This window comes from Lascolabacillus massiliensis (assembly GCF_001282625.1).
GTDB lineage: Bacteria > Bacteroidota > Bacteroidia > Bacteroidales > Dysgonomonadaceae > Proteiniphilum > Proteiniphilum massiliensis.
Map to the genome: position 1 here is coordinate 579,348 of NZ_CTEJ01000002.1, position 24,695 is coordinate 604,042.

General features: G+C 36.8%; 19 protein-coding genes, 1 tRNA gene and 4 pseudogenes. 6 read left to right on the forward strand and 18 right to left on the reverse strand.

Annotated elements, in window-relative coordinates:
- Positions 1-15: 15 nt before the first annotated feature.
- A pseudogene (locus tag BN1354_RS07170) lies at positions 16-1,499 on the reverse strand (DUF3945 domain-containing protein).
- A 249-nt stretch (positions 1,500-1,748) separates the two neighbouring features.
- On the opposite strand from BN1354_RS07170, the gene BN1354_RS07175 reads away from it, so the two are divergent.
- Genes BN1354_RS07175 through BN1354_RS07195 form a run of 5 tightly spaced genes read left to right on the forward strand, consistent with a single transcriptional unit; the run spans position 1,749 to position 7,206 of the window.
- Positions 1,749-2,648, forward strand: a complete 900-nt coding sequence (locus BN1354_RS07175) for a DNA-methyltransferase (protein ID WP_053826697.1) — start codon at positions 1,749-1,751, stop codon at positions 2,646-2,648.
- Positions 2,635-3,099: a BglII/BstYI family type II restriction endonuclease gene (locus BN1354_RS07180; RefSeq protein WP_197272041.1), complete on the forward strand. Its 465-nt coding sequence runs from the start codon at positions 2,635-2,637 to the stop codon at positions 3,097-3,099. The genes BN1354_RS07175 and BN1354_RS07180 overlap by 14 nt, the downstream gene beginning before the upstream one ends.
- Before the next feature lie 5 nt (positions 3,100-3,104).
- Positions 3,105-4,370, forward strand: coding sequence for a hypothetical protein (locus BN1354_RS07185; RefSeq protein ID WP_053826699.1), 1,266 nt, complete (start codon positions 3,105-3,107; stop codon positions 4,368-4,370).
- A 5-nt stretch (positions 4,371-4,375) separates the two neighbouring features.
- Complete coding sequence (locus BN1354_RS07190; RefSeq protein WP_082331557.1) at positions 4,376-6,244, forward strand: DEAD/DEAH box helicase; 1,869 nt, start codon at positions 4,376-4,378, stop codon at positions 6,242-6,244.
- The gene (locus BN1354_RS07195; RefSeq protein ID WP_053826701.1) at positions 6,241-7,206 is read left to right on the forward strand and encodes a protein NO VEIN domain-containing protein; all 966 of its coding nucleotides are present in this window, start codon (positions 6,241-6,243) and stop codon (positions 7,204-7,206) included. Before BN1354_RS07190 ends, BN1354_RS07195 begins: the two co-directional genes overlap by 4 nt.
- Positions 7,207-7,225: 19 nt before the next feature.
- Here the strand turns inward: BN1354_RS07195 and BN1354_RS07200 are convergent.
- From BN1354_RS07200 to BN1354_RS07210, 3 genes and pseudogenes are all read right to left on the reverse strand, one after another.
- Positions 7,226-8,650, reverse strand: a pseudogene (locus BN1354_RS07200) (TraM recognition domain-containing protein); the annotation flags it as partial.
- Positions 8,651-8,676: 26 nt separating this feature from the next.
- Complete coding sequence (locus tag BN1354_RS07205; RefSeq protein WP_053826702.1) at positions 8,677-10,398, reverse strand: ISL3 family transposase; 1,722 nt, start codon at positions 10,396-10,398, stop codon at positions 8,677-8,679.
- Positions 10,399-10,680: 282 nt separating this feature from the next.
- Positions 10,681-10,765: transfer RNA gene (locus tag BN1354_RS07210), tRNA-Ser, on the reverse strand.
- 176 nt (positions 10,766-10,941) lie between these two features.
- Between BN1354_RS07210 and BN1354_RS12165 the strand changes: the two are divergent.
- Positions 10,942-12,171 (forward strand): annotated as a pseudogene (locus BN1354_RS12165) (DEAD/DEAH box helicase); the annotation flags it as partial.
- A 674-nt stretch (positions 12,172-12,845) separates the two neighbouring features.
- Here BN1354_RS12165 and BN1354_RS07220 read toward each other — a convergent pair.
- The 14 genes and pseudogenes from BN1354_RS07220 to BN1354_RS07280 all read right to left on the reverse strand — a co-directional run bounded on the left by BN1354_RS07220 (position 12,846) and on the right by BN1354_RS07280 (position 24,681).
- The gene (locus tag BN1354_RS07220; RefSeq protein ID WP_053826703.1) at positions 12,846-13,412 is read right to left on the reverse strand and encodes a 2-oxoacid:acceptor oxidoreductase family protein; all 567 of its coding nucleotides are present in this window, start codon (positions 13,410-13,412) and stop codon (positions 12,846-12,848) included.
- Positions 13,413-13,430: 18 nt separating this feature from the next.
- Positions 13,431-14,192 carry a thiamine pyrophosphate-dependent enzyme gene (locus BN1354_RS07225; RefSeq protein ID WP_045089080.1) on the reverse strand — a complete coding sequence of 254 codons (762 nt, stop codon included), beginning with the start codon at positions 14,190-14,192 and terminating at the stop codon, positions 13,431-13,433.
- 42 nt (positions 14,193-14,234) lie between these two features.
- On the reverse strand, positions 14,235-14,396 hold the full coding sequence (locus BN1354_RS12035; RefSeq protein WP_157360202.1) for a hypothetical protein: 162 nt from the start codon (positions 14,394-14,396) through the stop codon (positions 14,235-14,237).
- A gap of 12 nt (positions 14,397-14,408) precedes the next feature.
- The gene (locus BN1354_RS07230) at positions 14,409-15,491 is read right to left on the reverse strand and encodes a 3-methyl-2-oxobutanoate dehydrogenase subunit VorB (RefSeq protein WP_053826704.1); all 1,083 of its coding nucleotides are present in this window, start codon (positions 15,489-15,491) and stop codon (positions 14,409-14,411) included.
- Between the two features lie 37 nt (positions 15,492-15,528).
- Entirely contained in the window at positions 15,529-15,759 is a 231-nt protein-coding gene (locus BN1354_RS07235) for a 4Fe-4S dicluster domain-containing protein (protein WP_045089078.1), read from the reverse strand.
- Between the two features lie 76 nt (positions 15,760-15,835).
- Positions 15,836-16,357, reverse strand: coding sequence for a KdsC family phosphatase (locus BN1354_RS07240; RefSeq protein ID WP_053826705.1), 522 nt, complete (start codon positions 16,355-16,357; stop codon positions 15,836-15,838).
- Positions 16,354-17,118 carry a Rossmann-like and DUF2520 domain-containing protein gene (locus BN1354_RS07245; protein ID WP_053826706.1) on the reverse strand — a complete coding sequence of 255 codons (765 nt, stop codon included), beginning with the start codon at positions 17,116-17,118 and terminating at the stop codon, positions 16,354-16,356. Before BN1354_RS07245 ends, BN1354_RS07240 begins: the two co-directional genes overlap by 4 nt.
- An 82-nt stretch (positions 17,119-17,200) precedes the next feature.
- Positions 17,201-17,722: a gliding motility lipoprotein GldH gene (locus tag BN1354_RS11880; RefSeq protein WP_045089075.1), complete on the reverse strand. Its 522-nt coding sequence runs from the start codon at positions 17,720-17,722 to the stop codon at positions 17,201-17,203.
- A pseudogene (locus BN1354_RS07255) lies at positions 17,685-18,827 on the reverse strand (PSP1 domain-containing protein); the annotation flags it as partial. The pseudogene BN1354_RS07255 and the gene BN1354_RS11880, both read right to left, overlap by 38 nt.
- A 138-nt stretch (positions 18,828-18,965) precedes the next feature.
- Complete coding sequence (locus BN1354_RS07260) at positions 18,966-20,075, reverse strand: DNA polymerase III subunit (RefSeq protein WP_053826708.1); 1,110 nt, start codon at positions 20,073-20,075, stop codon at positions 18,966-18,968.
- Positions 20,075-21,025 (reverse strand): methylenetetrahydrofolate reductase, encoded by a 951-nt coding sequence (locus tag BN1354_RS07265; RefSeq protein ID WP_045089073.1) that lies wholly within the window; start codon positions 21,023-21,025, stop codon positions 20,075-20,077. Before BN1354_RS07265 ends, BN1354_RS07260 begins: the two co-directional genes overlap by 1 nt.
- 63 nt (positions 21,026-21,088) lie before the next feature.
- A complete protein-coding gene (gene rseP, locus BN1354_RS07270; RefSeq protein ID WP_045089072.1) occupies positions 21,089-22,411 on the reverse strand; it encodes an RIP metalloprotease RseP in 1,323 nt (440 codons plus the stop codon).
- Positions 22,412-22,423: 12 nt separating this feature from the next.
- Positions 22,424-23,599, reverse strand: a complete 1,176-nt coding sequence (locus tag BN1354_RS07275) for a 1-deoxy-D-xylulose-5-phosphate reductoisomerase (protein WP_045089071.1) — start codon at positions 23,597-23,599, stop codon at positions 22,424-22,426.
- Positions 23,600-23,652: 53 nt separating this feature from the next.
- Entirely contained in the window at positions 23,653-24,681 is a 1,029-nt protein-coding gene (locus tag BN1354_RS07280; protein WP_053826709.1) for an ABC transporter ATP-binding protein, read from the reverse strand.
- Positions 24,682-24,695: the final 14 nt, after the last annotated feature.

Below are 24,695 nucleotides of genomic sequence, written 5' to 3' on the forward strand. Positions count from 1 at the left end.
TTTTGTGGTTAATAATTATTTCATTTTGCGACCTTGCGACTTTTTAGGCTTGTCGGGTTTTTGTTCTTCTTTCTTCTCTTCCTGCTTTTTCTTCTGTTCCCCGGTAGGTGTAGCCTGTCCGGGCTTCAAAGGTTCTTTCGTATGCTTGGTCGCTTCGTTCGTTTTGCCTTCGGAATTGACCGCTACCTGTGTTTTATGTTCGTTGGCAGGGGTTATTTCTTTGGCTTTCTCTTTCGCTTTATCAGGATTGAATTTGTAGAAATCCAGCTTCCCTTTTTCATGGTTTACCTTTACATAGGCATTATATTCCTGCCCTTCTTTATCTTTCAGCCCTTTCACATAGATGGTTTTATCCGCCCGCAAATCAGCCTGCTGTTTGTCGGATAATTCCACTCCTGCAAGGGATTTGGGAATACGCACCCCTTCGGGCTGGTCGTTTCTTTGCTGTTGTCCCTGCTGCTGGGTTTGCTTTTGCTCTTTTTCGGGAAAGATAAATTCAAGGCTGCGTTTTTCCGCATTGACCTGAACGAAGGCAGAAAACGGTTTATTCTTGGCGGAAATCATATTTTCAAGGAATACCGCTTTACCTTCCATCAGGGCCGCTTTTTGTTTCTCATCCAGCTTAACGCCTTTTATTTCATCAGGGAGTTTGAGGGACGAAGCCTTCATGGATACCAGTTCATTGGTCTGTTTGTCGATACTGATAAAAGAAGGACAAGTTCGCCTGTGCGATAGTTCTTTACATCAACAATTCTACCCATATTTCCGGTTTCCCGGAGATTCTTTTTGTCTTCATCGGTAAACTGGTGTCCAAAGAACGGACGGTCAAGTTCCGGTTCTTTGCGGATACCATGAATAGCCAATACCACATTCCCTTCACTGTCCGGACGAAACGAAAGACGGGCATCCGTTTTCATTACCATTGACCCGAAGTTGGCTTCAATCGGAAAGGTAGAAGGCGACTTATATCCTCGCAGCATAGGTTCTAAAACCTTTGACTTTTCAAGCTGTTCTTTGGTGATACCCAGATTTTTCAGGTCGTCCCAGTTGATTTTGTTAGGGTCGATGAAATACTTATTCGTATCGGGCTTCTGTTCTTGTACTGTGGATTCTTTCGGATTTTCCACTTTCAGGTCTTTAGGCTCGATACGGATTTTATCAAGCATTTCATCCGCAGCAGGTGTCGGATTCTTGATATTCTCCTGAATGATTTTTACTGTCCGTTCGGTATCTTCGGGTGCTATTTTGAAGAAACTGAAACGGGTCGGGTCTTTTAGCTGGTTGAAAAAGTTCTTCAAAAAATTTTCAAGTGCGTTACCCTGCTTATCCACTTTCAGGAAATCGTTGTTATGTTTCTGCTTCGGCGGAACGGTTTGCAGTTCCCCGTTTTCATCAATACCCTTTACGGCATTAATCGTTTTCTTTTCCTTGTCAAAGACAAGAAGAATGTCCATCATCTGTTCATCAGAGCCGGAATTGTTGTTTGAATTTATAGCCATAACTTTTGATTTTAATGATTAAACATCTAATTATCAAATCAAAGTTAGGCTATATAAAAAAGCTGCCACCCTATTTTTAGAAAGGAGGTAACAGATGTCTTTAAGTGACTGAAGAAGACCTAAATATTGTGTAAATACAGGAAGAAATAGTATTACACTTCAATATCCCATATTTAAGACTCATTCTATTACAAATATTTTGAATATCTTTGTATACAGTCCGTTTGATTATAAATAGTACTAAATTGAATGATGGAATACAATTATATTTTGGGTGATTCTTTAGATGTTTTAAAAGAGATAGAAGATAATAAATTTAAACTAATTATTACTTCTCCACCATACAATGTGGGGAAAGAATATGAAGTAAAAAAATCTATTGAACTATATTTAGAAGAACAAGATGAAATAATTAATGAATTAATACGTGTCCTTCATCCTTTAGGTAGTATATGCTGGCAAGTGGGTAATTTTGTAAATAAAGGAGAAGTCTTCCCTCTCGATATCTTTTACTATAATATTTTCAAGAACAAAGGTTTATTTTTGAGAAATAGAATTATTTGGCAATTTGGTCACGGATTGCACTCCTCTAAAAAATTTTCAGGGCGTTATGAGACAATTCTTTGGTTTACTAAATCAGACGAATATACATTTAATTTAGACCCTGTTAGAATACCATCTAAATATCCAGGAAAAAAACATTTCAAAGGTCCTAAAAAGGGTCAATATTCGAGTAATCCTAAAGGTAAGAATCCCTCAGATATCTGGGAAATAGTACTCAATGATTGGGAAAATGAAATTTGGAATATACCGAATGTAAAATCTAATCATATAGAAAAGACAGCACATCCATGCCAATATCCAATAGAATTGGTAGAACGATGTGTTTTAGCTTTAACCGATGAAAATGATTGGATATTAGACCCATATGCGGGTGTTGGGTCTACAATTCTTGCTAGCCTTAAAAATAACAGAAAGGTAGTAGGTATTGAGCGTATAAAAAAATACTTAGAAATAGGAACTCAACGAATAGAGCAATTTAAGTCTGGAAATTTAAAGTTTAGATCTATTGATACTCCAATATATGATAATAAAAAATCTAAGCTATCAGAAATACCTGAAGAATTTAAAAAAAATGAAAAACAGTGATCAATATAGCCATCGAAATGCTCTGGAAATTATACAGAGTAAAGATAATATAATGAGTGAGTTAAATGATATTGTGAATATATCAGACATTAAGTTTGGCACTCATAGTCCCAATAACATAAAGACCATTATAAGTGATAGGTTTAATGAAAAGGGGTGGGCTGACAGGGTTAAAGTTGGAAGATCAAATCTTACTATTAGTTTCTTAAAATCAAAAATAGGGGTGTGTTTCCAAATTGGCAATGTAGCTCGAACATATGCCGATATTCTTAAATTAATGCAACTTCATCATAAAGGTGTTATTGATGCAGGAGTAATATTCGTCCCTCACGCATTAGAATCGAAGAAAATGGGAGCTAATTATGCACAATATGAAAGATTATCAAAAGAAATAGTACATTTCAAAGAAATAATAACAATGCCAGTTCTTGTGATTGGAATTTCAAATTAAATACTATGAAATCAAGAGAAGAACGAATAGAATATATTCGAAGAGTCCACAAAGCAGCACTAGATGATAATATCTCAAAAAATTATTATACCATCAAACACTGGCGAGGTAAGCCTCTGTACAGAAAAGTAATACAAATTGACTCTGAATACCTTATGTTCCGAATAGAAAATTCAAGAACAGAAATTCAACAGTTATCCTACATCAGAAGTAAATCATTGCCTAGCGATTTTTTTAATGATCCTGAATCATATTTGGTTCAACAAGCTCAAGAAGAGATTCTAATAAATATGGTTCGAAATAAAGGCAAAGATTTATTAGATGACTTGCGTTTAAGAAAACAAGAAGATCCTTGTATAATTACTTATGATGGATATCTCGTTAACGGAAATAGAAGAACATCAGCTCTAAAATCACTAGACGAACGTTATATAGAATGTGTTGTATTGCCAGAAGATACAACTCCGAAAGATATATATTTCTTAGAACAACAATTACAAATATCTGAAGATTTTAGAGAAGAATATCATTGGATTAATGAGTTAAGAAATATTAGAAAAGGATTAGAAGATACCAGACTTAATTTTACAGAAAAAGAGTTAGCAAATAATCTTCGTCTGGATCTAAAAGATCTAAGAGTAAAACTAAAAATGTTAGATTTAGTTGATGCTTTTTTAATCTGGAAAAACATTAAAGGGCAATATGATTACTCCAAATTGGATGATGCGGAAGAGGTTTTTAGGCAATTAGAAAAAGCTATAAAAAAATATAATCGAGATATTGTAAAACAAAAGAGTTTACAAAATGCTATTTTTATCTTAATCGAAGAAAGACCAACCTCAGGACGTCTTTATAATTATGTTACAGCTTTAATTAAAAACTTTGACAAAGTTTGTGATAAAATGCCTGATGACTCTGAAGAAAAAATTAAAAGTGAAACAGAATTAGTCGCAAATGACTCAGACAAGGATATTCTTGAAGAATTAATTGGAGACAAAAAAAATGACAATATAGATATTTTTAATGACCCTGCCAACGCACAAGAAACTGCAAGTATATTGATTGATGCAATAGCAGATGTTCAGGCAGAGAATAAAGAAAAACGTAATGCTGAGGCTGTATACGAAGGGGTTAGTGCTGCTTTGAGAGATATACAAGGATTAATTATTGATTCGGAAACCGCTAAAATAAATAGTATTAGAAACAAATTAGAACAAATTATTGATGCTGCACAACGTTTATTACGTGAAGCTAATTCAATTGGAAAATAAAAAAAATGACTGCTAATATTTCCGTTTGTCAAGAAACACTAATAGCCTCAATTAGATTAAGTGAAACAAATGATAAATTGATAAATGAATTGAAAATATTATGTTCTAATTTATCAGACAATTATTCTTTTCACAATAATACCTTTATGTTACCTTGGTTTGAATTAAGAAGAGGCATTACAAGTATTGCATACGTTCTTAAACAAGAACTAGTCAACGTAATTTTTGACTCATTTTCAACAGAACTAATTTCTGAAATTATCACAGATAGACAAAATATAAAGCAAAGGAGAGCGTCATTTGAAATTGGAGAAGATGAATTTGAAAATTACTTGAGTGAATCAAATTTCCAGCGAACCTTAAAGCCTGAACAAAAGAGAGATGCACTAAAACTATTGTCGTTAAGGCATGGTGCAAATTTTTCCGTTCCTGGTGCAGGAAAAACGACAACAATTCTAGCCGTACATTCTATACTAAAGAAAATAAGTATCGTCAATAAATTAATTGTAATTTCTCCCATTAACGCTTTTATCTCATGGGAAGATGAAATAGATGAAATATATAAGGATAATAAACCTAAAATTGTAAGATTAAACAAATTCCATTTTGAAGACTCTTCTATTTTGAAAAAAGAAGACCCAGACATTTTATTAGTTAACTACGAAAAATTAAGACGAAATATTAACGAAATAGTTCCTTTTTTTATAAATAATAAAGTTCATTTAATATTAGATGAATCACATAGAATAAAAAGCGGAGTTAACAATATAAGCTTTAATCAGATAATTAAATTAGCCGATATTGCGAAACGTAGAGATATTCTATCAGGAACTCCAATGCCTCAAAGTTATTTGGATTTAGAACCTCAGTTTGATTATTTATGGCCTGGAGAAAATATTATTAAATCGCAAAGCGATAAAGACGAGAATATTGTTATTGCTAACATAAATACATCTATTAATAAATTATTTGTCAGAACAACCAAAAATGAGTTGGGATTAACACCCCCAGTTGTTAAATACACAACTGTTCCTATGGGGCCAATACAGTCAGAGCTATATAGGCTTTTTAAATCTGAGACAGCTAGAGTTATAGCTGGGATAGACAAACCTAACATGTATACTTTTAGACGAATTGGGAAAAGCGTAGTAAAGTTGCTTCAAGCTGCAACTAATCCTATGCTTCTGTCGTTGAAAGATGATTATACTACTGATACATTACCCATTCCTAATAATAAGGAATATTGGGAATTACTAGAGGATTTTCGAAAATATGAAAAGCCTGTAAAAATAGAATATCTCATTAAACGAGTTAAAGAAATTACATCTGAAAACCCAGAGAATAAAGTTTTGATATGGACATATTTTGTTAGAAACATATTAATACTTGAGAAAATATTCAAAGAATATAATCCTGTTACAATATATGGGGGGATACCATCTGGGTCTGATGAAGAAGAAACCAATAGAGAGGGAAGAATAAGAAAGTTTCATGATGACCCCTCGTGCAAAATTATGATTGCTAACCCCCAAGCTTGTGGAGAAGGAATAAGTCTACATAAAATATGTCACTATGCAATTTATTTAGATAGAAATTTTAATTCTGCTTTTTATCTACAATCCATTGATAGAATACATAGATTAGGTTTACCTAAAGAGATTGATACTAATATTGAGATTTTGATATCTGAGAATTCTATTGAGGAGTTGCTAATCTCTAGATTAAATGATAAAATAAAAGCTATGGGAGATGTACTTGATGACCCTTATTTACACTCTTTAGCATATGACCCTGCAGACATTCCTATAGAAGATGAAGTTGGTATTGACATGAAAGACTTTGAAGTAATAAAAGAGCATGTAAATAGTAAATGAAAAAAAAAATTAAATATTATTCGATTACTTATGGCCATGTAGTAGCTTCATGGTACATTCTATCTTTAATATCCCGTCATGAGCACTTAAAGCCTGATGCTGTTCACCGCATTTTAAATAATTCAGGAAAACTTGGCGGTACAATGCCATCGAAACAAGGTCTTAAAATTTGTATTGATTATGAGTTATTAGTATTTAAAGATGGAATCCTTCATCTTACAGATATCTCCAAAAATGAAATAGTTTCGCTTTGTGATAATGATGATCCTAATATAGATGCACTCAGAGCTATCCTATTTCACTTGATTTCATATCATAACTTTCAATGGTTAATTTTTTATGATTCGGACCCAGAGATATTCAGAGCTTATCTCTTTGACAATGATCAAGAGTGGACTAATCTTCTTGATAACGCAAAATTGTTTAATTTTGACGAACCTTGTGTTAATGATTGGTGGAATAGAGTTTTGGCAAAATACGAGGATTATAAAGAAAAGCTTAAAAAAGCGATTGGAGATGTAGGTGAAAAATTAACTTATGAGCATGAATTATCTCGAATAGATAGAGATGGATTCAAACCCGCTAAATCATTTGTAAAATGGGCTTCTTTAATAAGCGATCGCTTTGGCTATGACATTCTTTCTATAAAAGGAAAATCTCTACCTTTCGATTTAAATGATAGAGATAAAATACAAATTGAAGTTAAATCCTCTGATATATCCAATATAGAATCCTTTAGATTCTACATATCAAAACCAGAATGGAAGACTGCCCTGAATAATTTGCAATCATACTTTTTTTATTGCTGGCCTGGAATAAATTTAGAAAAAGAATCAGCAATTGATGGGCCATTTATTATTCCAGCGAAAGAATTAGAAGATCATATGCCTAAAGATACGAGCCCTATCTCAGAATGGTCTGAATGTAGATGTGTTTTGGATATTTCTAAATATAGAATATAAGTTTAATATCTCATTCATTTTATTCTCTAAGCAAATACAGTAACTCCGGATCATTCTTAATACGTACCATTTCATCAATTACTATCTGATTGACTTCCTGCTTAATCCGATTATAATTTAGCTGGATTTGCTCTTCCATCAGGTCGTGACCATTTGCATCTCGGAAATTGATAATCTCTGGTATCTTTTCATAGCTGGCAGTTTCACATTTTACTTTCTCGTTGTCCACTACGATTTCAGCATGGAATATTTTTTGTTCTATCCGTTCATCGAAATTATCACTGACTGCACCCACAAACATTCCTTGTGTAAGATTCGATATTTTACCTGTGGGAATTAAACTGTCCATCTGTGTACTGATAGAAGTTGACTTATCCTGACGATTGATTGTCATGGATTGACGTTTCTGCAAGACTTTCCCGAAACGTTCCGATAAAGTCTTAGCAGTTTCTCCAACTACCTGACCGGAAAAGATGTTTCCTACTGTATTCTGAATCACTTTACTTTCTTTATCTCCATAATCCCTTGTTAGCTGGCTATAGTCCTGAAAACCTAGACAAACTGCTACCTTATTAGAACGGGCGGTAGCAATTAGGTTGTCCAACCCTCGAAAATAGATAGTCGGCAGCTCGTCAATAATAACAGAACTCTTTAGCTTTCCCTTTTTGTTTATCAGCTTTACAATACGGCTATTATACAGTCCCAGTGCTGCCGAGTAGATATTCTGACGATCGGGATTATTTCCTACCACGAGTATTTTGGGCTCTAGCGGATTATTGATGTCCAATGTGAAATCATCACCTGTCATAACCCAATACAATGCAGGACTTATCATTCTTGATAACGGAATCTTTGCTGAAGCAATCTGTCCTTGAAGCTGATCTTGTGCACCACCTTCCCACGCATCCATAAAAGGACTTAAATAATTTTCAAGTTCTGGATAAGAAGTCAGAATAGTAAACGTATCCACATACTTTTTATTCAAAAACTCAATAGCGTGAGGAAAAGTGCAATATTGTCCATCTTTATATATCTTGAGAAACCAAATAATAGCCGCTAATAGGATAATTGGAGATTCCACAAAGAAATCGCCTTGCTTGGTTATCCAGTTGCGATTTAAGTTCAGCATAATAGTATATGCTGATTCATAAGAATCCGATATGTCAGTCATAAATTTAGGATTAATAGGATTGCATCGGTGACTATGGCGTGGATCATCGAAATTAATTACATAAAAGGTCGGTTTAACTTTATAAGCATCCGAATGATTTATCAGATGGTTATATGCAATTTCTGACAAATCCGGAAATTTATAATCATAGCAGTAGAGTGCAAATCCTTTTTCTATCTGTTCTTTAATGTAATTATTTATCACAGCATAAGACTTACCACTACCTGGTGTTCCTAGCACGATAGTACCACGAAAAGGATTTACGACGTTAATCGGTTCTTCGTCAAATTTGGTGCAGGTTATCCTGAGTTGGAAAACACTACCTTTCGTCTTAACAGTTCAAATCCAGCCCTGCCATACATCTCTCTTTTCTTGTTTTTTAATCTGTTTACGTGACCCTCTACAACTCCATTACTCCAAGGGTATTTAATGGCGTTTTTTACTGCTTCCAAATCATGATTAATACCATTTATAAAACTTTTAATCCTCTTTATTTTAGTCGATTTATACTTCTCGAGCCATTGGTCTAACCTAAGCTCATCTTTACTGTTTAAAATCTCTCTAAAAGTGTTGTATGCTTCTCTCATGTTTTTTAATAGAATAGAGGAGTTAATAATCTCTTCTGCCAGTATGTGAGATTTGCTGCACTCGCCTGTTTCCTTTGAAACACCCCATTCACTGTTTGTTAAATGAATGGCAAGTCTGTTGGGTGACATTCCGCTAAATTTAGTTGCCTCATATACTATCGGGGAGGAACCTAGTGGTACTGGTAATCTTTTCTTAGTCTGATATTCCGGGAAGTGTCTGTTGAACCACTGATAAAAAGATGTTTGATTACCTTTGAATCCCTGTTTTTTTATAGAGACAAATATAGTTCTTACATTAAATCCTTGATTACAACACTCCTTTATCAGATCCATAAAATCTCCATAATTATTATAATAGATGGCTGCTCGTGGCAACAACTCTTCCATTTCAAAATAATATCTTACAGTATTACGGTTAATGTTTAAAGCCTTGGCAATTGCTCTTTGAGAGTAGTTATGTTTTTTAAGTTCATGAATCCTGATAAACATCTCCTGTTTTCTATGGTTAACACTATTGTTGTTTTTGTTATATTGTGAATCGCGTGTATCTTCATGACCTCCGCTACTTGAAGAACTGTTATTTTCTTTGCTTTGATAAAGACTCTTTCTATGAGCCAGCCATTCATTTTTAATAGTTTTATACCCCATTCGTATCTCATCTGATATATGATCTCCCAGATTTTTCACCAAATTAAACCTGTCAGCTATTTGTGCAGCATTAGGAGCTCCTGATTTTATAGCTTTAGAGTAACTGCTTGATCGATCCCTGGTGATATATTGTATGGAATTATGTTCTTTAAGCCAATCTGCAACTTCTTCTTTGTCTCTACTCTTAAGCAATTCTACAGGACGGTTATTAATCGCATTTACAATAATAGTACCATAGGATTTGCCTTTTCTGTATGCCCAGTCATCTATTCCTATCGTAGTTAGTTCCTGATAATCGGGCATTTCAATAGACTTAACGATTCTAAGACAGGTAGAACTGCTCTGTTTTATTGAGAAGAGACTGCTTATATACTCACCTTTACAAGAAGAGACCTCAACTAACAGTCTTTGCAAATAGTGAGTTGTGCGTTCTGTCAGTCGTGAGTATCTTTGTGTTAATGGCAGATGTTGTTCAGAGAAAATTGTTTGAGTGCAACTACTGCTACGGCATCTAAACTTTCTGACTTTCAGTATAATTTTCACAGCCCTGCCGGTTACTGAAAGATCGGTTAATTTGCGCGTATAGGATGAGTGAACGCTTTTACTCCTTTTACCGCAACAAGTACATTTTGCTGTCTTGGCTTTAAGACGAGCAGAAAGGAAAATCAAATTATCTCTTATAACGGAATCATAAAATACAACACCTGGTATTCCAAAAATAGCTTGAAGTGAGTGTTTGTTAATAGAAAAGTTACTATATTTGGTTTGGCTAGTGTAGTCAATCATCTTTAAAGTCTTTAGTGTCAGAGCTTTAAAGATAATAAAAATGATTCGATTATGCTAGCTTTATTGCCATTTATTTATCTGAATATCAGTAATATAACTGTATTTTTATAAGGAGGTTTAAGAGTTGTAATTTTGCACCAAATTTGACGAAGAACCCATATGCTCCGGAATAATCAAGAGGTAGTTGCTCGGGTGCTTACCAAAAAAAACACACAGTCAACGCTAAAGTGTGCGTAAAACTGTGTGTAAGTTTTGCAAAACATTGACATTCAATGTATATTGCGGAGAGAGAGGGATTCGAACCCCCGGAAGCTCGCACTTCAACGGTTTTCAAGACCGCCGCAATCGACCACTCTGCCATCTCTCCTAAAAATCGAGTGCAAAGATATGATTAATTCTCTTAATAAAAAAGACAAAATCAGGAATATTTTTATTCAATTTAAAAAAATCAATATTTCGTTGTATCTTTGTATAAACTGAGTGTTGTAAAGTACTTTTATACATACCTCAAACATATATTCTACTCTAACAATAAACTATCATATGCTATTTACCGAACTTCCCTTAACAGATTCTCTTTTAGAAGGATTGGATGCAATGAATTTTAAAGAAACTACTCCTATTCAGGAACAGGCAATTCCTATCCTGCTCAAGAAAAAGGATGTTATAGCCTGTGCACAAACAGGAACGGGCAAGACTGCTGCATTTTTGCTTCCACTTTTAAATAATCTGCAAACAGATGATCATGATCAAAATAAGGTAAATGCAATTATTATGGCTCCAACGAGAGAGCTGGCTCAACAGATCGACCAGATGATGGAAGGTTTTTCTTATTATACTCCATTTTCTTCGGTTGCGGTTTATGGTGGTAATGATGGTGAGGCATGGGATGTTCAGAAAAAAGGACTTTTAAATGGGGCAGATGTGGTGATTTCAACTCCGGGAAGGTTATTATCACACATAAATCTTTATAATATAGATTTCTCAGGAGTTAAATATTTCATCCTTGATGAGGCTGACAGGATGCTGGATATGGGATTCTATGATGATATCATGAAGATAGTGAAGCTGCTTCCAAAAGATAGGCAGACTGTAATGTTTTCAGCAACCATGCCACCTAAAATCCAACAGATGGCAAAAACAATTCTTAGAAATCCTGAAGAGATAACTATATCTGTAGCAAAACCACCTGAATCAATTATTCAGTCGTCTTACATCTGTTATGAGTCACAGAAAATGGAGATTCTTAAACTCCTTTTCAAAAATAAAAAGCCTCACAAGGTTATACTTTTCTCTGGAAAAAAACAGAAGGTAAAAGAGATTGCTAAAACACTTCAGAAGATGGACCTTTCTGTAGGTGAGATGCATTCCGATCTGGATCAGTCACAGCGTGAGCATGTCATGCGTGAGTTTAAAAATGAAAGAATTGATATTTTAGTAGCCACTGATATTGTTTCACGAGGCATTGATATTGATGATATTACCCTTGTAATAAATTTTGATGTACCTTACGATGTGGAGGATTATGTGCATAGAATAGGGAGAACTGCACGTGCAGGTGATTCAGGAATGGCAATAACTTTTGTTTCACCGGAGGATCAGCATCTGTTTGAGAAAATAGAACAGTTCCTTCAGAAAAAGATTTATAGAATACCTGTACCAAGTGAACTTGGTGAAACACCTGAATATAATCCTGAAGAATTCAGAAAACAAAAAGGTACAAAGAGAAATTCATCAAAGAGAAGGTCTTCAACTAAACCGGGTGGTAATGATAAAAGAGAAAAAGTGGAGAAATCTGCAAGATCCGGGAATAAACAGCGTAAAGGGAATAAGAATCGTACAATTAAGGGTTCTAAAGAAGAGTCTGTAAATAATGTGACAAAAGAGAACGAGAATCTAAAAAACGACCTGAGTAATAAAGAGAACAGCAACAATAATCAGAATAGAAAAAGGAATAATCGTAATAATAGAAAAAGAAAACTGGTTCAAGAAAATACTCAACAGAATGTTAAAACTGCTCAGGGTAAGGTTAAATCAAATAAGCAGGATTCAAATAATACAACCCCTGGTAAATCTACAAACAAAAGGTTGGTAAAGAAAAAAGATCTTAACAGGTCGGATATATCTGCCGCAGAAACCGGTAATAAAGGAGTATCAGCTGAAGTAAAATCAGGTAAAGGAAGAGATACTGGCTCACGAAAGATGAAAGCTGTTGCGAAAAAACAGGACTCTGCTAAAGTTAAAAATGAATCGGTAAAACAGCAGGAGAAAACGGCTAAAAAAAAGTGGTGGAGTTGGTGGCCATTCGGCTCTAAATAAATCGCGAAGCCGGACTGACAGGCATCAGACCGGCTCCTAATCGGAAAGATAGTTTTTGATCCTATTCCATCCGCTTTATGATAATGTTTTTATAATCTCAGAATATTTTCAGCTTTTATGTTTATTAATTAAACTGTTTCTAAAACTGCTCTGTTTTCCAGTTCCACTACTTCCATTCCACGAATAATAGCTTTTTCGTTAATCGGCAACAGATAATGATGACGCTCAGGCAAAGTCTCCTTAAGTCCTTTCATCACATTCTCTATCTTAAGCATAGAAGAGATTTTGAGTAATCCTCCCAGAATAATCATATTAAAAACTTTACTGTTTTCCATCTTCACCGACTCATCCATCGCATTGATTCGATATATATTTATATCGGTGCGCTGCACTTTATTGTTGATACCATATCCATCGTAGATAAGGATCCCACCAGGCTTAACCTTGTCCTGAAACTTGTCTAGTGATGGTTGGTTAAGAACAATTGCAACATCATAATTATTAACAACAGGAGAGCTAATTGGTTCATCAGAAATGATCACTGTAACATTTGCTGTTCCCCCTCTTTGCTCTGGTCCATAAGCCGGAAACCAAGACACCTCTTTACCCTCCATGATACCTGAATAAGCCAGTATCTTGCCCATCGACAAAACACCCTGACCACCAAAACCAGCAATTACAATTTCCTGTAGCATTTTATATAATTAAAGTTTTTAAACGTTTTTCAAATCACCAAGAGGAAACACCGGGAACATATTTTCAACCATCCAGTCATTTGCTGCAGCAGGTGTCATTTTCCAACCTGAGTTGCAAGTTGAAACAACCTCTACGATTGATGTGCCCTTACCTGCCATTGAGTTTTCAAATGCAAGCTTGATAAGTCTCTTGGTTTTCTTTACTGCAGCTGCAGTGTGCACGCTTGTACGACTGGCCAGGCAAACGCCATCCAGCTGTGCAAGCATGTCAAGGATTTTAAGAGGACGACCCATACTGCTGGTGTCACGTCCGAAAGGACTTGTAGATGTTTTCATATCCTCCAGTGTTGTAGGAGCCATTTGACCACCTGTCATACCATAAATTGCATTGTTTATGAATATTATGGCAATATTCTCACCCCTGTTTGCAGTGTGGATTGTTTCAGCAGTACCAATTGCGGCAAGGTCGCCATCACCTTGGTATGTGAATACCATTTTATCAGGAAGGAGTCGTTTTGTCGCAGTGGCAACAGCGGGAGCGCGACCATGAGCAGCTTCCTGCCAGTCAATATCAAGATAGTTATACGCAAATACTGCACAACCAACAGGTGCAATTCCAATTGTTTTCTCCTGAAGTCCAAGCTCTTTTATAACCTCCGCAATTATTTTATGTACTACTCCATGAGAACAGCCCGGGCAGTAGTGCATATAATTTTCGTTCATGATATCCGGTTTTGAGTAAATCAAATTTTCCGGACATACTATATCTTCTCTATTCATTCGATTAAACTATTTATTTTCAATTGTATCGCACGATACTGTTTACCTTTTACTGAACCTGTAGATCAGATAAAATATTATTGCTGCTCCTCCTGACCACCAGGTGAGTTTCATATCCTTATCGGTTGAAAAGTAAATTACAATTGTTGCGATAAACGCTAATAGGAAAAGCAACAGAAACAAATTTCTTATTTTTGGATCCATGACGTAAGGTTTTTATTTTACTATTTTTTCTTTTAAAGCATCAAGAACACCGTCTGGAGTTGGAACAATACCACCGAGTCGGCCATAATGTTCAACTGGTACTTTACCATTGACTGATAAGCGTACATCTTCAACCATCTGACCGGCATTCATCTCCACAGTTAGCATCCCTTTAACCTTGCCTGCATATTCATTGAGTATCTTAGCTGGGAAAGGCCATAAGGTGATAGGACGAACCAGACCAACCTTTATGCCCTCTTGTCTGGCCATCTCAATTGCTTTAAGGCAGATACGAGCAGTTGAGCCAAATGCAACTATTATATATTCAGCATCATCACATTTAACCTCTTCATAACGTACTTCGTTTGCTTCAATCTGACGATATTTTGCCTGGAAACGAATGTTATTTTTCTCCATAGATGCTGAATCAAGTTCAAGCGAGGTAATGATATTAGGACCTCTTTCAGGGGTCTTCCCAAGTGTTGCCCAGGGACACTGTTCACGTATTTCCTGTTCTGTTCTTCTTGGTTTGAAATCGGGAAGTTTCACCTTCTCCATCATCTGACCAATTACTCCGTCAGTCAGAATCATTGCCGGATTGCGGTATTTAAAAGCTAGATCAAAAGCCAAGCCCACAAAGTCGGCCATCTCCTGAACCGAATTAGGAGCAAGAGTAATAAGTTTATAATCACCATGTCCCCCACCCTTTACAGTCTGGAAGTAATCAGCCTGCGATGGCTGTATTGTACCCAAACCCGGTCCGCCACGCATTACATTTACAATAAGTCCTGGCAGCTCAGCACCTGCCATATAAGAAATTCCTTCCTGCTTGAGACTAACTCCCGGGCTGGAAGATGAGGTCATCGAGTATTTTCCACATGCTGCTCCACCATATACCATGTTTATTGCAGCTACTTCGCTTTCAGCCTGTAACACCACCATTCCGGTTGTATTCCATGGTGCTTCAGCCATTAAGGTTTCAATAATTTCAGACTGTGGTGTGATCGGGTACCCAAAATAGCCTTCAACACCATAACGAATTGCTGCATGGGCAATGGCCTCGTTCCCTTTCATCAAAGATATCGCTTCTGACATACTATTATTTTAAAAAAATTTATACGGTGTAAAAAAATTAGCCCACTTTTTTCTTGTAAACTGTAAGACATGCATCCGGACAAACATATCCGCAATTTGCACATCCAATACAATCATCGGGATTTTTCATATACACATAGTGATACCCGCGATCGTTAACTTCGCGTGGTTCAAGTTCAAGAACGTCAGTAGGACATGATACAACACAAAGATCACACCCTTTACAGTGATCTTTATCTACCACAACATAACCAATGAATTTTGCCATTATCCGGAGGTTTTTTTATTTTATTTTTGCAAATATACCTGTTTTAAATGATTAAACAGGTTAAAAACTTTAATAATTACCAACCAAAAGCTGTCTCGCTCATCCAATGTCCCTGAACTTTCAGAACCTGCTCAATTACATCACGGGCAACCCCTTCCCCCCCTTTTTTTGGAGAGATATATTTTGCGATAGCTTTTATTTCATGAGCTGCATCGTTTGATGCAATGGGCAGACCAACAGCTTTCATTACTTTATAATCGGGTATATCATCACCCACATAAATTATCTCTTCTGGTTTATATCCGGTTCTATTTATATAGTCAAGAAAATCATTCATTTTAATTCCTGACTTCATATATATATCCTTAATACCAAGTGATTCATAACGTACTTTTACTGAGTCTGAATTTCCTCCGGTAATTATTGCCACGCCATATCCAAGTTTAACAGCAAGGTTTAATGCATAACCGTCGTGTATATTAGCTGTACGTAGTGGCTCACCATCCGCTGAAAGATTGATTGTCTGTTTTGATAATACACCATCAATATCAAAAATAAATGATTTAATCTTTGTCAGATCGTAGTTTATTGCGCTCATTTAGAATGTTTATTTATGCTTTTGCTTATTAATTCATATATTTTTTTCGTGTCGTTGTCTTGTATCAGATCCAGATGTTTTTGAATAACCTTTTCATCATATCTTACGGCAGGTCCGGTTTGTGCCTTTTTAGGCTCCATAACCATTACCTTGGCCACAGTTTCACTTATTAATGGTTTTAATACTTCAGCAGAGACTCCTTCCTGATCTAATATCTCTGATGCCAGCGTAAACATATGATTACTGAAATTATTTGCAAATACTGCTGCCAGATGAAGGTATCTTCTTTTCTCACTATCAAGCAGTCTTACACTACCGGAAATCGATTTAGCAGTTTCCACTAGAATATGCTCTGTTTTAGGGTTGTCTCCTTCAATAAAAAAAGGAATATTACTGAAGTCTGCCTCTCTGCTCTTACTGAATGTCTGCAATGGATAAACTACTCCATATCCCTCTCTTCGTTTAGCTGAAAAGAGATACATCGGCATACTCCCGGCGGTGTGAGCCCATATTCCAGTGGTTTCAGGCATATGCTCCACAATCTCAGGTAGTATATCATCCTTTACTGAATAAATGTACAGGTCTGCATTGGTGTTTATCAACTTAATATCGTCTATTGGATCAGCATCTACCTTTGAGGCAAGTAACTCAGCATTTTCCAGAGTTTTACTGTAAACCTGAATAATATCGTTTCCGGTTTTCTTAAGTGCAAACGACAGATGCGTTGCAACATTTCCCGATCCTAAAAATACTATTCTCATTTTTTTAAATAACATGTAATTCTCTCTAACTCAAACGGACGTACTATTAACTAATTAATAGTTCAATTAAGATTAAATGTCATCAAATTTTCTCTATTATTTTAATACCCACCTTTTCAACACCGATTAGTGGGTCATCTTTCATTATCTGTTTGATTTGCAAAATATATAGACGCGATGTGTCGAGTGGTATATCTGACTTATATGGGAGTGATATCTGGTGCAAACCACCTGTCCCACTGCCCAGCCATTTACCATAATCATCTGTCAGTCTGAAATGCAAGGTGTCGCATCTGTAAATAGTGTCGATAAGGTTATGCTCAACCTGCATCCATATATCTTTATAATGATAGATATCAGCAGTTGTAAGCTCTATTGATAAATCATGTCTGGCAGCAGGATTAAAGCCGATGGAATCCATAGTGAAAGTCAACGCACTATCACTATACCATTTCCCTCTCTCTATATGATGATATCTAAAATAAACCTCTCCATCAGAACAGGACGTATGTGTTATAAATAGCGTACCGACTAATAGAAAGAGGATTTTATTCCTTTTTATCACCTGACGATCTGTTATTTTTCTGATTATTGTTTCCTGCATTACCTGAAGCTCTTCTTCTAGGCTTTCTCTTTTTCTTGTTTTTACTCTTAGCAGTATTATCAAATCGGGTTATACTCTGATCTTCAAGTATATCATTGTTATATACAACCTCCTTGTTTGGATCATTATTTTGGTTTTCAGGAGCAAGCTTATCAGGTTTTAAACCCTTGTTGTTCATTCCAATAATTTCGAAAGCCCTGTCTTTATGTATAGTCACCTGATTTCCCATACCATTCTTGTCTGTCGCATACGTAATCATCCCAGCCAGAATATCGGTTTTGAAATGATAGTAATCTGCATCTTTGGTGCGAAGAACAATTTCACGTGAAGGAAGACTGCGCTGTGCTTCAACATACATATCAACTTCGTAATTCATGCAGCATTTAAGTTTACCGCACTGACCCGCAAGCTTCTGTGGATTGATTGATATATCCTGACAACGGGCTGCATTTGTTGATACAGAGACAAAACTTGACACCCAGCTGCTGCAACACATTTCGCGTCCGCAGGGACCAATTCCTCCAATTCGTCCTGCCTCCTGACGGGCACCAATCTGCTTCATCTCAATCTTTACTCTGAACTCACTGGCCAGCACTTTGATTAACTGACGGAAATCGACTCTCTCATCAGCGATATAGTAAAAGATAGCTTTATTACCATCACCCTGATACTCAACATCGCCAATCTTCATCTGCAGTCCAAGCTCCTCGGCAATCTGACGTGAACGAATCATGGTCGACTGCTCACGCGCTTTTGCCTGTTCATACTTTTCCAGGTCGGCGGGACGTGCAATACGATAAATACGTTTCAATCCACCATTTGCATCCTCCCGGTAATTATTTTTCTTCATCTGCTTCTCTACCAGTTTCCCGGTTAGAGTAACAGTACCAATATCATGTCCGGGAGTAGCCTCAACGGCTACCAGATCACCCAGTTCCAGCTTGAGATCATTACTGTTTATGTAATACCCTTTTCTTGTATTTTTAAACTGAACCTCCACCATTTTTGTGAGATCCTGAAATTCAGGAAAGTCGTGAAGCCAGTCATATATGTGAAGTTTATTTGTATGGCGTGTACATCCCTTACAACTTTTAGTATTTCGTATAGTAGTCTCTTTTGCAGGTACAATGTCCGCCAGTTTATCTGCTAATATTTCTCTGTCCATATATATAAATCGCTTTTTAGGATTGAAAAGCGAGACTTTATGTTTATTTTAATAGTAAAATATAATGCAAGTTACAAATTATTTCCTTAAAAGCATTGTTGCTTTTAAACAAAGATCGAGGAAAATAATTTTTGCATTTCCGTTCTGTTCTATCTGCCGATAAGCAAGAGAGAACTCTTCATTGAATTTCTCAATGTTTTTCTCGTTAATAAAGGGAGAAAAACGCTCACCGAAATCCTGTTCATAATCATTCATATAAACCATTTCAGGTGCTCCAAGATTATTCACAAAATACTCCCTGAACATCCTTATCGAATAGCTGAGAAAGCTTTTTTGCATCTCTCTCCCTATTCCCGCAATTTCATTGGCTGACTGCTTGATTGATTTAATGTTACCCGATACTGAACTTCGCATCATGTTTACAAACAGTTCAAATAAAAAGCGGGTATCGTCAGAAGAGTTGATCATTTCAACCGCCTTGGTATAGCTTCCGTTGGCAATATGTGCTATTGTCTGGGCTTCGTCGGCTTCCAAATCAAAATTTTGCTGAATAACCCTTATCATCTCTTCATCACCAATTGAATTTATCCGTAAGGGTTGACAACGAGACCATATAGTTTGCAACACATTTTCCCTATCTTCAGATATTAGCAGAAATACTGTATTACCAGGTGGTTCTTCTATCATCTTCAGAAGCTTATTTGCACAGGAATCATGCATTTTCTCAGGAAGCCATATAATCATCACTTTATATGGAGCTTCATAAACCTTAAGATTCAACTTTCGGATTATCTCATCACTCTCCTTTGAGTAAATGACACCCTGAGCATTCTCTGCATTAATGTATGCTAACCATTGATTGAGATTAAAGTAGGCACTACCGGATAAAAATTCACGCCACTGTGGCAGATAGTCGTCACTCACTTTTGACTTCACCACGGGAAATACAAAATGGAGATCAGGGTGTGCCAGTTTATCAAACTTGTGACATGAGGGACATTTACCACAAGAGTCATCTATACCACGATCTGCACAGTTAAGATATCTTGCGTATGCTAAGGACAGAGGTAGTTTACCAACACCTTCGGGACCGTAGAGCATTGTTGCATGAGGCACTTTCCCTCGTCTGACACTCTCGATAAGATGCTGTTTTATATCACTATGTCCTATAACATCACGAAAATACATCAATATATCTCTTTTGCTACTCTGTAAATACTTTCTGTAGCCATTAGTGAGTAGAAGTGTATGCTTGGTACGTTGGCAGCTATCAACTCTTTGCACTGTTTGATACACCACTCAACACCTACCTCTTTGGCATCATCATCACTTTTACATTTACGAAGCTCTTTCTCAAGCTCTTCCGGAATATCTGTTCGGAAAATACGCGGAAGTACAGTAAGCTGACTCATTAAGTTAATAGGTTTTATCCCGGGAATAATTGGAACTGTTATTCCTGCAGCTCTGCATCTGTCAACAAATTCAAAATATTTCCTGTTATCGAAAAACATCTGAGTTGCAAGATATTCTGCCCCATTATCCACCTTCATCTTGGTGAAGAATATCTCCGACTCCATATTTGGAGACTCCTCATGCTTCTCGGGATAACAAGCCATTCCGTAAGAAAAAGGAACTTCAGGAGGAGCTAAAGGAGATCCATCGAAAGAGATGCCTTTGTTAAAGTTATTAACCTGTTCCTGCAGTCCTGTTGCATTCTTATGACTATCCATCGCTCTCTGATCAGCATCAAGCTTTTTTGTATCTCCCCTTAATAACAGCAGATTGGTAACGCCAAGAAAAGAGAGATCTATTAGTGCATACTCGGTCTCTTCTTTTGTAAATCCCTGTGATATAATGTGAGGAATAGCTGTCACCCCATATCTGTTCTGAATTGCCGCGGCAATCGCAACTGATCCCGGACGCTTTCTGACATTTACCTTACGGTAAACACCATTGCTATCCTCTTTATATATGTTTTCACTATGATGAGTTGTAATATTAATATATTTTGGATCAAACTCTATCAAGCGATCAATAGTCCTGTACACCTGCTGTATACTGTTTCCCTTCAGGGGAGGCAGCAATTCAAAAGAAAAAGCTGTTTTACCTCCTTTTCCAATTAATTCTGGAATATTCATACTATACACTTTAATTCTTTAGATCAACCGATTAATAAACTATTCTGATTATTCAGTAAAAATTTATTTAAAGATAGCTCTTACAATATCCATTCCATTTGCATACAGCACTAATGCAAACAGCAATACCATTCCAGCAATCTGTGCATATTCCATTACCTTCTCATTGGGCTTGCGCTTTGTAATAACTTCATATATCAAAAACATTACATGGCCCCCATCGAGTGCAGGTATAGGCAGAATATTCATGAATGCAAGAATAACAGACAGAAATGCGGTCATCATCCAGAATGACTGCCAGTTCCATTGTGCAGGGAACAAATTACCAATAGCACCAAATCCTCCAAGGGAAGAAGCTCCCGCTTTAGTGAACACATATTTGAATTGTGCAATATAGTCTTTTAATGTCTGAATACCCATTTTCATCCCGGCAGGGAAAGATTCAAAAAAGCCATATGTAAGTGTATGGGTATTGTAAACCATGGCTGCAGGCATTACATAAAATCCAAGTGTTCCTGCAGAATCAAGCTTAGCTGTTGTTGAATATTGGATACCACCCCTATAATAATCAAGGGCTACTTCACCGTCACGATTTTCATCAAGGATATTTCGCAAATCTGCAAATGATGGAGTAGTTACACCATTTACGGCTACTATACTGTCACCTTTTGTCAGTCCGGCCAGCTCTGCAGAGCTACCTTCCATCGTATCATAAATTACAGTAGGTATACGATATGTTGCAAATCCTTCTTTGTCAGTAAGCAGATTCTTCATCAGCCCTTCTTCCATTTTCAGATCAATAATATCTCCATTTCTTTTTACAGTTACTACCTCAGCATCAGCCACATCAAGCAGTGTACGTACTCCAAATCTTTCAAGCTTTTTACCATCAGCCATCAATAGAATATCACCATCCTGAAAACCTGCTTTTTTAGCTGCAGTGCTAAATTCCATCCCCTGAGTAACATTTTCAAGAGGCAGATATGTATCATCCCATGCAAATAGAACCATGGAATAGATAAAAAATGCCAGGATAAGATTGAAGAAGACACCTGCAACCATTACCAGCAACCTCTGCCATGCCGGCTTGGTTCTGAATTCCCATGGTTGCGGAGGCAGAGCCATCTGCTCTTTATCCATTGATTCATCAATCATACCGGAGATCTTAACGTAGCCTCCTAAAGGAAGCCAGCCAACACCATACTCGGTTTGACTATTTTTCGGTTTGTATCTGAAAAGTGCGAAGCCTGCATCAAAAAACAGATAGAACTTCTCTACCCTGATTTTAAACATTCTCGCGAAAATATAATGCCCAAACTCGTGTACGATTACTAAAATCGATAAGCTCATTATGAGCTGCAACGCTTTAATTAAAAATGATTCCATCCACTAAATTTTTCACACAGTAATGTGTGTTTTGAATAATTCTGTAACTATATCTCTTGTCTCACTGTCAGTCTGCAAGTAATCCTCAAGCGATGGATTTTTCACAAACGAAGCTTTTTGTAATGTTTTCTCAATCAACAGGCTCATATCCAGGAACCCAATCCTTTCCTGAAGGAAAAGTTCTACAGCTATCTCATTTGCTGCATTGAGTATACATGGCATATTACCACCTGTTTTTATAACTTCATAAGCATAGCTGAGGTTAGGAAACCTATTCAGATCGGGCTTCTCAAAGGTAAGCTGCGAAAGCTTGAAAAAGTCCACCTCATCTACTTCAGTTTTCAGTCTCTCAGGATATGAAAAAGCATATTGTATGGGAACTCTCATATCAGGCTGTCCCAACTGTGCAATAATTGATTTGTCTTCAAACTGTACCATCGAGTGAATAATAGATTCCGGATGAACAAGCACCTCTATCTGTGAAGAGTCCACTCCAAACAGCCATTTTGCTTCAATCATTTCAAAACCTTTGTTCATGAGGGTTGATGAGTCGATTGTAACCTTTGCCCCCATACTCCAGTTTGGATGAGCAAGCGCCTGATCTCTGGTAACACTCTGCAGCTGATCTTTGGAAAAGCTGCGGAATGGTCCGCCTGAAGCAGTTAATAACAATTTCTCAACATTATTGTTCCCTTCTCCATTCAAGCATTGAAAAATAGCTGAATGCTCAGAATCAACAGGCAGTATGGCTGCTCTGTTTTCTATTGCAAGAGATGTAATCAGTTCTCCCGCAACAACCAGCGTCTCCTTGTTTGCCAGAGCAATTGCCTTCCCGGCTTTTACAGCATTAATAGTTGGTTTTAAACCTGAAAAACCCACCATTGCCGTAAGCACCATATCAATATTCTCATCAAGCACCACCTCCTCTATTGATTTGCTGCCACACCAAACCTTGATCGGCAGGTCACTCAATGCAGATTTTAGCTGATCATACTTATCCTCGTTTGCAATTACAACAACCTCTGGCATGAAAGTACGAGCTTGCTGTATAAGTAGTTCAACACTATTATTTGCCACAAGTGCGTAGGGCTCAAACCTTTCAGGATGGTTTGAAATCACATCCAGTGCCTGTCTGCCTATCGAGCCTGTAGAACCAAGAATAGCTATATGTCGTTTCTTTAATTGCATGTTGTTTATTTCACCTGAAATCTTGCAAAGATAATAAAAAATTGAGAGGCATTCTACAGGTTTGCTGACGAATTGGAGGGTTGATAAAGTTCGTCTATTCCCCGTAATGCATCTTCAATGCTATAGGTTACGAGTGACTGGTTATCCTTTCTGATTGTCCAGGTGCGACTACCCTCATCAACGTAAAGTCTCACGGGAGCATCTTCAACAATCCTGTATCCTTTTCTCGAAAGAGCTTTTGTAGTCCATCTTGCTATTAAACCATCAGGTTTATCTACGAAAGTTGTTATTTTTTTATCCAGCTGTTTCTGCACTACAAAACTTCCATACTCTTTATCAAACTCATAATTGTGATGATGAAATACCTTATCAAAACTACCGTTAAGAACCATATCTTCAGGAATACCAACAGTAACCCCTCCCCTGTTTTCCATAATCCAGAGCTTGTCGGCCACCTGCATAGCGGTCTCCAGCTCATGAGTAGAAATTATAATCGTCTTTCCGGTATCACGTGCAAGCTTCTGGAGAAGAAGCAAAATATTTATACGGTTTGGCAGGTCGAGGTGAGAAGTAGGCTCATCAAGAATTATCATTGGGGTATCCTGTGCCAGAGCTCTTGCTATAAACACACGTTGCCGCTCACCGTCAGAGAGCTCATGAATGTTCCTATATTCGAACCCTTTAAGATAAGTGAGTTCAGCAGCTTCCGAAACAATCCTTATATCTTTATCAGTAAGTTTACCCAACCAGCCTGTATATGGATCGCGCCCAATTGATATAAGTTCTTTGACTGTAAAAGAGGCAACTGATTGCTGTTCAGTAAGCACTATCGAAAGTAGTCGCGCTCTCTTTGCCGGTGAGAGTTCAGTTAAATTTTTCCCGTTAAGTGTTATTCTGCCTCCATAAATTGGTTGAAGGCAGGCAATAGATCTTATGAGTGTTGATTTACCACAACCGTTTTTGCCGACCAGAACAATAAGCTCTCCTTCCTCAGCAGTTAAATTCAGGCTTGTCTGTATTACATTTAGCCTGTTTTTTGCTGTATAACCTATTGTTACATCTGAAATTTGAAGGAAAGGCATTCGATTATATGTGA

Coding starts and splice junctions, on each gene's coding strand:
- BN1354_RS07175 (WP_053826697.1), top strand. CDS start 1,749: ATGATGGAATACAATTATATTTTGGGTGATTCTTTAGATGTTTTAAAA.
- BN1354_RS07180 (WP_197272041.1), top strand. CDS start 2,635: ATGAAAAACAGTGATCAATATAGCCATCGAAATGCTCTGGAAATTATA.
- BN1354_RS07185 (WP_053826699.1), top strand. CDS start 3,105: ATGAAATCAAGAGAAGAACGAATAGAATATATTCGAAGAGTCCACAAA.
- BN1354_RS07190 (WP_082331557.1), top strand. CDS start 4,376: ATGACTGCTAATATTTCCGTTTGTCAAGAAACACTAATAGCCTCAATT.
- BN1354_RS07195 (WP_053826701.1), top strand. CDS start 6,241: ATGAAAAAAAAAATTAAATATTATTCGATTACTTATGGCCATGTAGTA.
- BN1354_RS07205 (WP_053826702.1), bottom strand. CDS start 10,398: ATGATTGACTACACTAGCCAAACCAAATATAGTAACTTTTCTATTAAC.
- BN1354_RS07220 (WP_053826703.1), bottom strand. CDS start 13,412: ATGCTACAGGAAATTGTAATTGCTGGTTTTGGTGGTCAGGGTGTTTTG.
- BN1354_RS07225 (WP_045089080.1), bottom strand. CDS start 14,192: ATGAATAGAGAAGATATAGTATGTCCGGAAAATTTGATTTACTCAAAA.
- BN1354_RS12035 (WP_157360202.1), bottom strand. CDS start 14,396: ATGGATCCAAAAATAAGAAATTTGTTTCTGTTGCTTTTCCTATTAGCG.
- BN1354_RS07230 (WP_053826704.1), bottom strand. CDS start 15,491: ATGTCAGAAGCGATATCTTTGATGAAAGGGAACGAGGCCATTGCCCAT.
- BN1354_RS07235 (WP_045089078.1), bottom strand. CDS start 15,759: ATGGCAAAATTCATTGGTTATGTTGTGGTAGATAAAGATCACTGTAAA.
- BN1354_RS07240 (WP_053826705.1), bottom strand. CDS start 16,357: ATGAGCGCAATAAACTACGATCTGACAAAGATTAAATCATTTATTTTT.
- BN1354_RS07245 (WP_053826706.1), bottom strand. CDS start 17,118: ATGAGAATAGTATTTTTAGGATCGGGAAATGTTGCAACGCATCTGTCG.
- BN1354_RS11880 (WP_045089075.1), bottom strand. CDS start 17,722: ATGCAGGAAACAATAATCAGAAAAATAACAGATCGTCAGGTGATAAAA.
- BN1354_RS07260 (WP_053826708.1), bottom strand. CDS start 20,075: ATGTATTTTCGTGATGTTATAGGACATAGTGATATAAAACAGCATCTT.
- BN1354_RS07265 (WP_045089073.1), bottom strand. CDS start 21,025: ATGAATATTCCAGAATTAATTGGAAAAGGAGGTAAAACAGCTTTTTCT.
- rseP (WP_045089072.1), bottom strand. CDS start 22,411: ATGGAATCATTTTTAATTAAAGCGTTGCAGCTCATAATGAGCTTATCG.
- BN1354_RS07275 (WP_045089071.1), bottom strand. CDS start 23,599: ATGCAATTAAAGAAACGACATATAGCTATTCTTGGTTCTACAGGCTCG.
- BN1354_RS07280 (WP_053826709.1), bottom strand. CDS start 24,681: ATGCCTTTCCTTCAAATTTCAGATGTAACAATAGGTTATACAGCAAAA.